At 39.4% G+C, this 12,797-nt stretch carries 14 protein-coding genes; 9 read left to right on the forward strand and 5 right to left on the reverse strand.

All coding sequences use genetic code 11. From position 1 onward, the window contains the following. Window positions 1-6 precede the first annotated feature (6 nt). From E4661_RS09505 to E4661_RS09525, 5 genes are all read left to right on the forward strand, one after another. A complete protein-coding gene (locus E4661_RS09505; protein ID WP_136466799.1) occupies window positions 7-1,194 on the forward strand; it encodes a beta-ketoacyl synthase N-terminal-like domain-containing protein in 1,188 nt (395 codons plus the stop codon). A gap of 63 nt (window positions 1,195-1,257) precedes the next feature. Further along, complete coding sequence (locus tag E4661_RS09510; RefSeq protein ID WP_136466660.1) at window positions 1,258-1,836, forward strand: hypothetical protein; 579 nt, start codon at window positions 1,258-1,260, stop codon at window positions 1,834-1,836. Window positions 1,837-1,840: 4 nt separating this feature from the next. Further along, window positions 1,841-3,274, forward strand: coding sequence for a flotillin family protein (locus E4661_RS09515; RefSeq protein WP_136466662.1), 1,434 nt, complete (start codon window positions 1,841-1,843; stop codon window positions 3,272-3,274). A 121-nt stretch (window positions 3,275-3,395) separates the two neighbouring features. After that, window positions 3,396-4,496 carry a biotin synthase BioB gene (gene bioB / locus E4661_RS09520; protein ID WP_136466664.1) on the forward strand — a complete coding sequence of 367 codons (1,101 nt, stop codon included), beginning with the start codon at window positions 3,396-3,398 and terminating at the stop codon, window positions 4,494-4,496. Window positions 4,497-4,555: 59 nt separating this feature from the next. Then, window positions 4,556-5,431 carry a cupin-like domain-containing protein gene (locus E4661_RS09525; RefSeq protein WP_136466666.1) on the forward strand — a complete coding sequence of 292 codons (876 nt, stop codon included), beginning with the start codon at window positions 4,556-4,558 and terminating at the stop codon, window positions 5,429-5,431. 1 nt (window position 5,432) lies between these two features. On the opposite strand, the gene E4661_RS09530 is transcribed toward E4661_RS09525, so the two are convergent. The 3 genes from E4661_RS09530 to E4661_RS09540 all read right to left on the reverse strand — a co-directional run bounded on the left by E4661_RS09530 (window position 5,433) and on the right by E4661_RS09540 (window position 8,067). After that, window positions 5,433-5,903 (reverse strand): regulatory protein RecX, encoded by a 471-nt coding sequence (locus tag E4661_RS09530; RefSeq protein ID WP_136466668.1) that lies wholly within the window; start codon window positions 5,901-5,903, stop codon window positions 5,433-5,435. Window positions 5,904-5,957: 54 nt separating this feature from the next. Next, the gene (locus E4661_RS09535; protein WP_136466670.1) at window positions 5,958-7,505 is read right to left on the reverse strand and encodes an Rne/Rng family ribonuclease; all 1,548 of its coding nucleotides are present in this window, start codon (window positions 7,503-7,505) and stop codon (window positions 5,958-5,960) included. A gap of 271 nt (window positions 7,506-7,776) precedes the next feature. Then, window positions 7,777-8,067, reverse strand: coding sequence for an HU family DNA-binding protein (locus tag E4661_RS09540; protein WP_036380395.1), 291 nt, complete (start codon window positions 8,065-8,067; stop codon window positions 7,777-7,779). A 122-nt stretch (window positions 8,068-8,189) separates the two neighbouring features. Between E4661_RS09540 and mutY the strand changes: the two genes are divergently transcribed. Genes mutY through gldD form a run of 4 tightly spaced genes read left to right on the forward strand, consistent with a single transcriptional unit; the run spans window position 8,190 to window position 11,606 of the window. After that, window positions 8,190-9,227: an A/G-specific adenine glycosylase gene (gene mutY / locus E4661_RS09545; protein WP_136466672.1), complete on the forward strand. Its 1,038-nt coding sequence runs from the start codon at window positions 8,190-8,192 to the stop codon at window positions 9,225-9,227. Between the two features lie 23 nt (window positions 9,228-9,250). After that, on the forward strand, window positions 9,251-9,706 hold the full coding sequence (locus tag E4661_RS09550; RefSeq protein ID WP_136466674.1) for a single-stranded DNA-binding protein: 456 nt from the start codon (window positions 9,251-9,253) through the stop codon (window positions 9,704-9,706). A gap of 24 nt (window positions 9,707-9,730) precedes the next feature. After that, the gene (locus E4661_RS09555; RefSeq protein WP_136466676.1) at window positions 9,731-11,059 is read left to right on the forward strand and encodes a gliding motility-associated protein GldE; all 1,329 of its coding nucleotides are present in this window, start codon (window positions 9,731-9,733) and stop codon (window positions 11,057-11,059) included. Continuing rightward, complete coding sequence (gldD, locus tag E4661_RS09560; RefSeq protein WP_136466678.1) at window positions 11,049-11,606, forward strand: gliding motility lipoprotein GldD; 558 nt, start codon at window positions 11,049-11,051, stop codon at window positions 11,604-11,606. Before E4661_RS09555 ends, gldD begins: the two co-directional genes overlap by 11 nt. 2 nt (window positions 11,607-11,608) lie before the next feature. Here gldD and E4661_RS09565 read toward each other — a convergent pair whose 3' ends face one another. Beyond that, window positions 11,609-12,031: a hypothetical protein gene (locus E4661_RS09565; protein WP_136466680.1), complete on the reverse strand. Its 423-nt coding sequence runs from the start codon at window positions 12,029-12,031 to the stop codon at window positions 11,609-11,611. Further along, the gene (locus E4661_RS09570; RefSeq protein WP_136466682.1) at window positions 12,028-12,765 is read right to left on the reverse strand and encodes a PepSY domain-containing protein; all 738 of its coding nucleotides are present in this window, start codon (window positions 12,763-12,765) and stop codon (window positions 12,028-12,030) included. The genes E4661_RS09565 and E4661_RS09570 overlap by 4 nt, the downstream gene beginning before the upstream one ends. Window positions 12,766-12,797 lie beyond the last annotated feature (32 nt).

Raw genomic sequence — 12,797 nt, forward strand, 5'->3', positions numbered from 1 at the left:
ATGAAAATGATTAAAGAACCCATTTCCATAACGGCCTTATCCACTATTTCAGCTTTGGGAAGTACTCCTGATGAAGTTTGGAACTCCTATTTGAATGACGACCATTGCTTTTCGGAAGTTGATTTAGGCCATCAAAAAGTATGGGGCGCCCAATTAGCAAGAGAGATGAAGTTAGCTTTGACAAAACTTCGAAAATCCGATTCCAAGTACAAAGATTTAGATGAATCCGTACTCTATGCCATTTACACGGCAAGAAAAGCTGCTGAAAGCGCTGGTTGGGATGGTTCTGATAATTTTGGGATAAATATTGGTTCATCAAGAGGCGCAACATCGCTTTTTGAAAAGTATCACAAAGAATATTTAGCCAGTGGGAAGTCATCGACTTTATCTTCTCCAACAACCACTTTGGGTAATATTTCCTCATGGGTAGCACATGATCTTAAAACTAAGGGACCCGAAATTTCACATTCTATTACTTGCTCCACAGCCTTACATGCTTTATTAAATGGTGTAGCTTGGATTCAAAGTGGAATGGCTGATAAATTTATGGTCGGAGGTAGTGAGGCTCCATTGACCCCGTTTACCATTGCACAAATGCAAGCTTTAAAGATTTATTCCAGAATGTCGGTTAAAGAAGCAGCCAGAGGCAATGACAAGGGAAATCTTCCCTGTAGAGCTTTGGATTTTGATAAGAAACAAAACACCATGATTCTTGGCGAAGGAGCAGCAATGGCCTGTTTGGAAAAAGGATTGAAGCCGAATGCTTTGGCATTGATTGAAGGGATTGGATATGCCACTGAACCTTTGGAACATAATATTTCCATTTCTGCCGATGCGCATTGTTTTCAAGACTCCATGAAGATGGCGTTAGGCAATATGGATACGAAACAAGTGGATATTGTGGTCATGCACTCTCCTGGAACAATCAAAGGGGATATGTCAGAAATCAAAGCCATTGAAAAAGTTTTTTGTAACAAAACACCATTTTTAACAACCAATAAATGGAAAGTAGGTCACACCTTTGGTGCTTCGGGACTTTTGAGCGTTGAAATGGCTATACTTATGTTACAGCACCAAACCTATATTGAGACTCCTTTTTACAATCAGGAAAAGCGGAACAGGCCTATTAAAAAAGTGCTTGTAAATGCTGTAGGTTTTGGAGGTAATGCAGTCTCAATTTTACTTTCCAAATAAGGTGATTTTATTTCATAAAGCCTTATCTTTTTCATCAATAACAATAATCTAAAACTGTTGACTATGGAAGAATGGTTTACTGCCCTGCCTCTGTTTGAAAAAATCTATTGGATTACTGCTGGTATTGGTTCCATTATACTGTTGATTTTGGTGGTTTTGACATTTGTTGGAGGAGACGTTGAGGATTTAAGCGGTGACATTGATGCAGATATTGATGGAGACAGTGGAATAGGATTTCAGTTCCTTTCTTTCAAAAACCTTATGGGCTTTTTTACCATTTTCGGATGGTCAGGAATTTCCTGTATCGAAAATGGATATTCTACTGGTGCAACTATCATTATTTCAGTGATTTGTGGGTTGTTGATGATGTCGGCCATGGCCACTTTATTTTATTATTTGAGCAAAATGCAGAGTAGTGGAACCTTAAAACTAAAAAATGCCCTAAATCAAATCGGGGAAGTGTATCTCACCATAGGTGCTAACAGGTCAGGTATTGGAAAAGTAAGTATCAATGTGCAAGGTACCCTAAGGGAACTTGAGGCACTTACAGATGAAGATATTGACCTTAAGCAAGGAAATGTAGTGAAGGTCCATGAAGTTACCGATAATGGAATATTGATTGTTAAACTCCTAAATAAATAACCATATGCTATTAATTCCCTTACAATTGGGCGGAGGAGCTTCGCTCTTGACCATTGGCTTTGCCATACTGTTCTTTTTCATCATTGTCATTTCTTTTATACGCAGGTATAAAAGATGTCCATCTGACCGAATCTTGGTGGTCTACGGAAAAGTAGGCTCCGGTAATTCCGCCAAATGTATTCATGGTGGTGCCGCTTTTATCTGGCCTGTGATTCAGGATTATGAATTTTTGGATTTGACCCCCATTTCCATAGAAGTGGATTTAACCAATGCATTGAGTAGACAGAATATCCGGGTCAATGTGCCTTCAAGATTCACCATTGGTATTTCAACAGAACCTGGGGTTATGCAAAATGCCGCCGAACGTCTTTTGGGGTTGGGAATGCAAGAAGTTCAAGACTTGGCAAAGGAGATTATTTTCGGACAGCTTCGTTTGGTAGTGGCCTCCATGGATATTGAGGAAATTAACTCTGATAGAGATAAGTTTTTGTCTAACATTTCACAAAGTGTGGAATCAGAGTTGAAGAAAGTCGGATTGAAACTGATTAACGTAAACATTACGGATATTGTTGATGAATCTGGTTATATCGAAGCTTTAGGTAAAGAGGCTGCCGCGCATGCCATAAATGCTGCTCGTAAATCTGTTGCAGAAAAAAATAGGGACGGTTCTATTGGTGAGGCCAATGCCTTGCAAGATGAACGTACTCAGGTAGCAGCTGCCAACGCAAAAGCGGTTGAGGGTGAAAACGTGGCGAAAATTGATATAGCAAATTCAGATTCTTTAAGAAGGCAAAGAGAAGCAGAGGCGGAACGTACGGCGATTGCTGCAGAAAAAGTACAGGCGGCTAAAGCACTTGAAGAATCCTATGCGGCAGAAAAGGATGCTGAGATGGCAAGGGCAGAAAGGGAGAGAAGCTCCCAAGTTGCAGATATTGTAGTGCCAGCTGAGATTGATAAACAAAAGGTTGAAATTGACGCAGAAGCTGAAGCGGAAATGATCCGTAGAAAAGCAAAAGGTGAGGCAGATGCTATCTTATTTAAAGCCGAAGCCGAAGCGAAAGGTATTTTTGAAGTATTGACCAAACAAGCAGAAGGTCTTGACCAGATTGTTAAAGCGGCAGGTAACAACCCTAAAGATGCAGTTTTGTTATTGATTGCGGATAAACTCCCAGAATTGGTAGAAAAGCAGGCCGAAGCTATCAAGAATATTAAAATCGATAAAGTCACCGTTTGGGATTCTGGTGCAAAAACCGAAGATGGTAAAAACTCCACTGCCAATTTTATCTCAGGAATGTATAAATCCGTACCGCCTTTGCAAGAGATGTTCAATATGGCAGGAATGCAGTTGCCAGAATATCTCAAAGGAAAGGATGTGAATGCTCTAGTCAACGAAAATGATATTGCAATGGATTCAAAAGAAGCCTCAAAAGAGGAATAATCATTTGATTTTTTGAAGAATGAGGGCATGATATTTGTCATGGCCCTATTCTTTTTAACCCTATATAATTGTAGTGTTTTAGGAATAAGGCCTATTTTTGACCTTGATTTATATTCAACCCATGATTGCAGCAAGACACAATTGGACGAAGGAAGAGATTTTGGAAATCTACAACAAACCATTGATGGAACTGTTGTATGAAGCGGCAACAGTACATAGACAACACCATGACCCTAACACTGTTCAAGTTTCTACTTTACTTTCTATCAAAACAGGTGGTTGCCCTGAGGATTGTGGGTACTGTCCACAAGCAGCAAGATATCATACCGATATTGAGGGTAACGATTTAATGAGCGTTCAACAAGTAAAGGCACAAGCGCTCCGTGCCAAAGCTTCAGGTAGTTCTAGGGTATGCATGGGAGCTGCGTGGAGAAATGTAAAGGATGGACCTGAGTTTGACCAAGTTTTGGAAATGGTGCGTACCATCAACAAATTGGATATGGAAGTGTGCTGTACTTTGGGTATGTTGACCGAAAACCAAGCAAAAAGATTGGCGGAAGCAGGTCTGTATGCCTATAACCACAATTTGGATACCTCTGAGGATTATTATAAAGATGTAATTTCCACCCGAGCTTTTCAAGATCGTTTGGATACCATAGACAATGTAAGAAAGAGCAATGTAACCGTGTGCAGCGGTGGAATCATTGGAATGGGTGAAGCCCTTGAAGATCGCGCAGGAATGCTTGTGGCCTTGGCTTCCCTAAATCCGCAACCCGAATCTGTGCCAATCAATGCTTTGGTAGCTGTAGAAGGTACTCCTATGGAAGATATAGAGCCAATTTCCATTTGGGAAATGGTGAGAATGGTGGCTACTACCCGAATTGTAATGCCGGAAACCCAAGTGAGACTTTCTGCGGGCCGTACTGATATGAGTCGAGAAGGTCAGGCCATGTGCTTTTTTGCCGGTGCAAACTCTATCTTTGCCGGTGACAAACTACTGACCACCCCCAATCCAGATGTGAATGAGGATATGGAAATGTTCAAGCTCTTGGGATTAAATCCACAAAAACCATTTACCAAAATATCCCAGCCCAAAACGGTGGAGGCCAAGGACTCTAAGGTTGGAGCCTTGGGTGAGAAACCGAGATGGACACGTCCTGAGCATAAGATTGAGCGTAACGAGGCGGCGAAGGAAAAGTCAAAATTGGTATCCAAAGAATAGGACTACAAATTCTGTTTAAAAACCTTTTATTATTTTAGTTGATTCAAATCACTGAAATTTTGCAGCTGAATCTTGACCAAATTCCTCGGGAGAAAACGCTTTCAAAGAAAGAATTTCTCCGCAAATATTTTAAACCTCAAAAACCTGTGGTCATTGAACACTTCATTGAGGATTGGCCTGCCTATACAAAGTGGAATCTTGATTACATAAAGGAAATTGCTGGTGATAAAATGGTTCCTTTATATGATGATAGGCCTGTAAAGCATGACGAGGGATTCAATGAGCCGCACGCTAAGATGAAAATGAGGGATTATGTTGACCTTTTAAAAAGGGAACCTACGAAATATCGGATTTTTCTTTGGAACGTACTGAAGGAAGTGCCCAAGCTTCAGAAGGATTTTAAGTACCCTGATTTCGGACTACGCTTGATGAAAGGGCTGCCTATGTTGTTCTTTGGCGGAAGCAATTCCCATACCTTTATGCATTATGATATTGACTTAGCTAATATCTTCCATTTTCATTTCGAAGGAAAAAAACAGTGCATTCTGTTCTCGCAGTCTGAAACCAAATTCTTGTATAAAATTCCCCATTCTTTAATTACAAGGGAAGATATAGACTTTGCAGACCCCGATTTGGAAAAGTGGCCTGCCCTAAAGCAAGCCAAGGGGCATGTTGCCCATCTAGAACATGGAAATGTGCTTTATATTCCAGAAGGCTATTGGCATCATATGAAGTATATGACCCCCGGGTTTTCTATGAGTTTAAGAGCGATTCCCCGAAAACCCAAAAATTTTGGGAAAGCAGTTTACAATATCTTTTTTATGCGCCATTTTGATAACCTTATGCGCAAATTGAAAGGTCAAAAATGGATTGACTGGAAGAACGAAAAAGCTGTGGTTCGTACACATCGCCTGCTGACTCAAAAATGGAGGTGATTTAGATCAACTCCTTCAGTTTTTCGTAAACAAGATTGCTCTCCCATCCACGATAAAGCAAATAGTCAGCTAATTTTTTCCTTTTCTTTTGAGTATTGGACTCATTGATTTGGGCTAATCTTTTTTGAGCAAGTTCGTTCAAGGTGTTGAGGTAGTCTTCCTCATCAATCTCTTTTAGGGCATTCTTTATGTTGAACACAGAAATCTGACGTTGCTTCAGCTCACTCACAATTCGGTTTTTTCCCCATTTTTTGATGTTGAATTTTCCCCGGGCAAAACTTTTGGCAAAGCGTTCTTCGTTTAAGTAATTTTCCTGGATGAGATGTGCCATGATTTGATCAATGGCCTCTGGTATCATCCGCATTTCCTTTAATTTTTGGGATACTTCCATATGGCAACGTTCCTGATAGGCGCAATAGCGTTCCATTTTTTTTGTAGCCTCGGTAAGCATGTATGATTTGGAAGAATACATTTTTTCAAATATATAAAACAAAAAAAGCGACCCCATTGCTGAAGTCGCTTTATATTATCTAATTGTTTTACCGTCTTTATTCTTAAAACGATATTCAAGGTATGTGTAGGCATCCCTTGGTTGGATTTTTATCCATTTTTTATGCTCCAAGAACCACTTAAAGCGTGGAGATGGAAATCCTTGGGTCAGGTATGCCGCAATAAAAGGATGTATGTTAAGAACAACGTCTTTATCCTTTTTATTGCTCTTCATGATTCGCTCTAAATCCACATTGATTTTATCAATCAAAACTATAGGAGCTTCAACCTCGGCACCATTGCCGTTAGGGTTTTCTTCACTGGTTTTGATGTTCATTTCGGGACGCACTCTTTGCCTTGTAATTTGTACCAATCCGAATTTGCTCGGGGGTAAAATTTTATGTTTGGCACGGTCGTCCTTCATCTCTTCCCTAAGATGATCATAAAGCTTTCTACGGTGATCACCTTTGGTCATGTCGATAAAATCCACAACGATTATTCCGCCCATGTCTCGCAATCGCAATTGTCTTGCAATCTCTGTTGCAGCCAAAAGATTTACCTCCAAAGCGGTATCTTCTTGATTCTTGGCTTTATTTGAGCGGTTACCACTGTTCACATCAATTACATGAAGTGCTTCGGTATGCTCAATTACCAGATAAGCACCCTTACTCATGGAAGCGGTTCTTCCAAAAGAAGTTTTTATCTGTCGTTCAATTCCAAATTTCTCGAAAATAGGAGCTGAACCTGCATAATGCTTTACGATGGATTCTTTTTGGGGTGCGATTTCATGCAAATAATCCTTGATTTGATTGTAAAGCGTCTCATCGTCTACGTGTATTCCAGTGAAGGAATCGTTGAAAACATCTCTTAGGATGGACGAGGCTCTGTTAAGCTCGATCAACACCTTCGATGGATGGGGCGCTTTTTGCAATTTCTTGCACATTGCTATCCACTTTGATAGCAAATTCTGAAGATCTTTGTCAAGTTCTGCAACTTTTTTGCCTTCTGCAACGGTACGTATGATTACGCCAAATCCTTTGGGCTTTATACTTTTTACAAGCCGTATAAGTCTGTCCTTTTCTTCTTTGCTCCCAATCTTTTGCGATACGGAAACACGATCCGAAAATGGAACCATGACCAAATAACGCCCGGCTATGGAAAGCTCGGAACTAATTCGAGGTCCTTTTGTGGATATGGGTTCTTTTACAATTTGTACCAATAATGACTGATTGGCCTTAATAACTTCGTTAATACTGCCATTCTTGTCGATATCTTTTTCAAATGGAAAATCTTTGAGGGAAAAGTCCTTGAGTTTTCCCGTTCTTACTTTTTTAATGAATTTCAGCATGGAGGACAGCTGCGGACCAAGGTCATGATAGTGCAGGAATGCATCTTTTTCATAACCTACATTAACGAATGCCGCATTGAGGCCGGTGACGGGTTTTCTTATCTTGGCTAGGAAGATATCCCCAACGGAAAAGTTGTTGTCATCCTCGTCTTTGTGTAATTCAATTAGTTTTCCATCCTTTAGTAAGGCAAAATCGACTGCATCAGTGCTAGATCTAACGATTAATTCTCTATTCACTTGAATCGATTTTTATTTATCCCTAGCTATAAATGAGGGATAAATGATTAAACAATATATAGAATCGGTTTCTCTTAAACCGATTGAAATTCTTTACCTGAATCTCTATGTCAAAGAACGTATGTGTGTAAAATGAAAAAGTAGTTGCAACAACTACTTTTTCTTGTGTCGGTTAGCTCTTCTGCGTTTTTTACGCTTATGGGTAGCTACCTTGTGTCTTTTTCTTTTTTTACCACTCGGCATATGGCTCTTCCTTTAGTGTTAGTTATATTTATTTTACTTGAACGTTGCTCTTTACACCTTCTACAAAAACCTTGGCAGGTTTGAAGGCAGGTATATTGTGCGCTGGGATTTTAATGGTAGTGTTTTTGGAAATGTTTCTACCTGTTTTTTCCGCTCTTGTCTTGATGATAAAGCTTCCAAAACCTCTTAAATAAACATTATCTCCATTCTCCAAGGACGATTTTACCTCCTCCATAAAAGATTCTACAGTCGCTTGTACGTCTCCTTTTTCAATACCTAGTTTTTCTGAGATTCTAGTTACAATATCCGCTTTCGTCATTTTATATTATTGTTTTCTTATTTTTTCGGCTTGCAAATATAAAAATTAAAATTAATCTTTTGCTTAAAGCCTTTAATTTTAAGTATATAAACTGATACATTTGACTCTTAGTATTTTGGTACATGACTTTTTCTGAGCATATCCTAAAGTGGTATAACCTTCACAAGCGCGAGCTTCCGTGGAGAGCCACAAAAGACCCCTATAAAATTTGGTTGTCCGAGATTATATTACAGCAAACAAGAGTTGCCCAAGGAACACCATATTATTATAAATTTTTGGAAGCTTTTCCTACCGTGCATGAACTTGCAAGTGCAGATGAAGAGAAAGTGTTAAAGTTATGGCAGGGATTAGGATATTATTCCAGAGCTAGAAATCTTCATGCGACTGCAAAAATTGTGGTGCAAGAATTCGATGGAAAATTCCCGGATACCTATAAACAACTCAAAAGCCTTAAAGGAGTAGGGGATTACACGGCAAGTGCAATTGCCTCCATTTGCTTTGGTTTACCCGAACCGGTTGTGGACGGCAATGTTTATCGGGTTTTAGCTCGTTATTTTGGTGTGGAGACTCCTATCAACAGTCCAGAAGGGGTCAAATACTTTAAGGAACTCGCAAGAGAGGTTATGAATGCCCAAAATATAAGGGATTATAACCAAGGAGTTATGGAGTTTGGAGCTATTCAATGTGCGCCAAAAAAGCCTTATTGCCTGCATTGCTCCCTAAACGAAAGCTGTGTGGCACTAAAAGAGAGCAAAGTAGCTAGTCTGCCTGTAAAAATCAACAAAACCAAAGTAAGAAAAAGGCACTTTAATTACTTGGTCTATTTGGATGCAGAAGGGAATACTATATTGGAACAACGAAAAGGAAAGGGCATTTGGCAAAACTTATATCAATTTCCTTTGACAGAATCAGACAGAACCCTTGATGAAGATGAGTTGAAGAACAAGTTGAAGGAAAAAGATGGATTCCCCACCGTTAAAACCATTAAGCTGCACAATCATGAACCTATTGTCCATAAATTATCGCACCAACATCTGTATACTAGATTTTGGATTTTGGAAGTAGAACAAACTATCAACAAAGGTGTTTCATGGGAAAATATTGAGTCATTCCCTGTTCCAGTTTTGATTGCAGATTTTATCAAGACATTTAAAATTTAGTACTTTTGATTAATTAAAGAATTATGAGCGGAACATTAAATAAGGTAATGCTTATCGGGCATTTGGGAGACGAGGTCAAAGTACACTATTTTGAAGGAGGGGGATGCGTAGGGCGCTTTCCCTTAGCTACGAATGAAACATATACGAGTAGGCAAACGGGAGAGAAAGTTACCAATACAGATTGGCATAACATTGTAGTGAGAAATAAGGCTGCGGAAATTTGTGAAAAGTATTTGAGCAAAGGTGATAAAGTATATGTTGAGGGTCGATTAAAGAATAGACAATGGCAAGGTGAAGATGGAAATACCAGATACACCACAGAGGTGCACGTTCAAGATTTTACCTTTTTGTCCACTAAGTCTGAAAGTATGGCCAATGCCCAACAGGTTACTACTCCGACACCTCAAAATGAACCAACTAAACCTTCCGGTCCCGAATCGGTTGAAGAAGTAGAACAGGATGATGATCTTCCGTTCTAAAAAGTAAGTTTAAACCATACGAATTTGGATCCCGAGCCCCCTAGTTTGGTATTATTCCTGATTACTTTCAGCGGTATATTCACAATAAAAGTGATTGTACTTTTACTACTTTTGGTTTGTTCCGCATTGATTTCGGGAGCTGAGGTGGCTTTATTTGGGCTTTCCCAAACCGATTTGAACGAACTTGAGGAAAAAGATTCCCCCAGAGGAAGACTTATTGTTCAGTTACTGGGTCAACCAAAAAAACTTTTGGCTACTATACTTATTGCCAACAATGCCATAAATATTGGAATAGTTTTGTTGTTCAGTTCTATTGGCAACACCATTTTTTCGGAGGTTGACCAAACCCTGTTTGGAGTTGTTTCGGTAAGATTTCTTTTGGAAGTGATTGTCGCAACTTTTTTGATTCTGATGTTCGGTGAGATACTTCCTAAGATTTATGCCAACCGAAACAAGATTCAGTTTTCACATTTTATGTCAATTCCGTTGAGGTTTTTAAATGTTCTGTTCACGCCTTTGAGTTCGCCGATGAGTTCGGCTTCCGGATTTCTTCAAGAGAAGTTGGGGAGGCAAAAATCCAATTTAAGCGTAGATCATTTGTCCCAAGCTTTGGAACTGGCTTCCGAAGGAGATACCACCAAAGAAGAGCAAAAGATTTTAGAAGGAATTGTCTCTTTCGGCAATACCGATACCAAACAGGTAATGCGTCCTCGAATCGACATTTTTGCCTTGAATGAAGAGATGAAGTTTCCTGAAGTATTGGAAGAAATCAAAAAGAATGGTTACTCACGAATCCCTGTTTTCTCTGAGAACATGGATAATGTATTGGGGGTACTTTATGTAAAAGACTTGCTTCCTTATATTGATCGAAAGAGCTTCAATTGGATGTCGTTGATCAGGGAGCCCTATTTTGTCCCCGAAAACAAAAAGCTTGATGATTTATTGCTTGAATTCCAAGAGAAAAAGAACCATTTGGCAGTGGTAGTTGATGAATATGGAGGTACATCAGGAATAGTGACCCTAGAAGATATTATTGAAGAAATTGTTGGTGATATTAGCGATGAGTTTGATGATGAAGATTTGATTTTTTCCAAATTGGATGATTATAACTACGTGTTCGACGGCAAGACTACGTTAAAGGATTTTTATAGGGTAGTGAAGATAGAAGATGAGGATGATTTTGAAGACCAAAAAGGTGAATCTGAGACCATAGCCGGTTTTGTTCTTGAGATTTCGGGCAGTTTTCCCAAACGCGGCGAAAAAGTACTGTTCAAAAATTATCAATTTGTTGTGGAAAGTCTTGATAAGAAAAGACTTAAGCGTATAAAAGTTACTTTACCCCATGAAGCATAGATTCATATTTTGTTCGATTTTATCGTTACTCTTTTTAGGATGTAAGGAAGATGTGTTGCCCAAACCCAAGGCCATGTTAAGACTTGATTACCCCGAAGCAAAGTACAGGGAAATCAATGAAGATTGTGCTTATTTCTTTGAAATCAACACACTATCCTCCGTAAAAGAAAACAAAGACTGCTCCTTGGTATTGGACTATCCCATGATGAAAGGCTCCGTGTTTCTAACTTATAAAAAGGTAGATGGTAACATTAGAGAGCTACTCGTTGATGCCCAGAAACTCACCTACGAACATGTAGTTAAGGCAGATGGAATCTCACCAAAGGAATATATAAATACTGATGCAAACGTTTACGGCATGTTTTACGAAGTGAGCGGGGATGCGGCTTCCCAGTCCCAATTTTATGTGACGGATAGCACAAACCACTTTGTAACGGGCTCACTGTACTTTTATGCCAAACCGAACTTTGATTCCATTTTGCCTGCAGCAGCCTATCTACAAAATGACATCCGAAGAATTATGGAAACCTTGCGGTGGAAAAAGTAATGCTATTCGTTGCCCAATAGTGTTTCTGCATTTGCAATGCTAGAATTGATTTGCTCTTTTAAAGCTTTAACCTTAACCTCTTCTTCATCTAGCCATTTTTGTTTTTCTTCGGTAAGCTCCTTTCCGTTCAGAATTTCATCTGGGTCAAAACGGATTCCGAAATCTCTCATCCAATCCATCATGGCTCTGCTGGCCTCCTGAAGATCTTTCATCGCATCTGCGTATTCCTTGCTTGTGTCGGTGGTATCAATTTTACCCTTTAATTCTCCTACGAGTTTTCCCAGTTTCCCCATTTTGGGCATTACTTCATCGTGTATGGCCATAACCTGCTCGATTTGGGAAGGACCTTCTTCTGTCTTCTTTTTGTCCTTGCAAGAATAGGATAGGAACAAAACAAGAACTATAAGGGATAAGATTTTTTTCATTTTGATGGTTTTTTGCTAAAAATTCTAGATGTAAAAATATATAAACTAAAGCCGGAAAGTATGGTAAACAGTCCAAAAAGTGCAAATGCCCGTAACAACAGATTGTTAAAGTTGTCCCTGCCTTCATAATCCATGGTATGTAACATCCATAGAAAATCGAAAGCACGCCATTTATTGCTTCTAAAAGTTTGGATGTTTCCATAATTCTCCGAAACATATATGGTTGTATTCGCAGGTTGGGAAAATGTTATGGCGTACGCGGGTAAAGGACGCCCCCTATATTCATGATGCTTGCCTGTACTTTGAATGCGCTCTATTTTGGTAATCTCGGCGCTTACGTTTAACCCCTCCGTAGCAACAAGAACAGCTTCTTTTTCGGTTAATGGAGGTCTTTGAAAGCCAGTTATAGCATCAAACAACAGGGTGTTTTTACCATTTTCTGATGTTTGTATCAGACGATAAAAAGGTTGACCTAAAATATTGATGAGCTCAATTGAGCGAATACTATCTTTAGAAACTGCTCTAGGTTTTATGAACGACGTTGGAGACACCAAATCTTGAGATGGAATAGGAATCGATTGTGCCTTTTTCAAGTGGTCTCCCCTAATTTCATCAATATTGGTCCAACTAAAATAGAGTCCTCCTGCGGTCCATAACAAAAGCTGGATACCTAGAATAACTCCTAAGTACCGATGCCATTTTCGGTTACGTTGAATCCATTGTCTTTTGGTCATAACAGAATGGTTTTACCCGGGAAGCTTTGCTT

The organism is Flagellimonas onchidii, assembly GCF_004804315.1.
Taxonomy (GTDB): Bacteria; Bacteroidota; Bacteroidia; order Flavobacteriales; family Flavobacteriaceae; genus Flagellimonas; species Flagellimonas onchidii.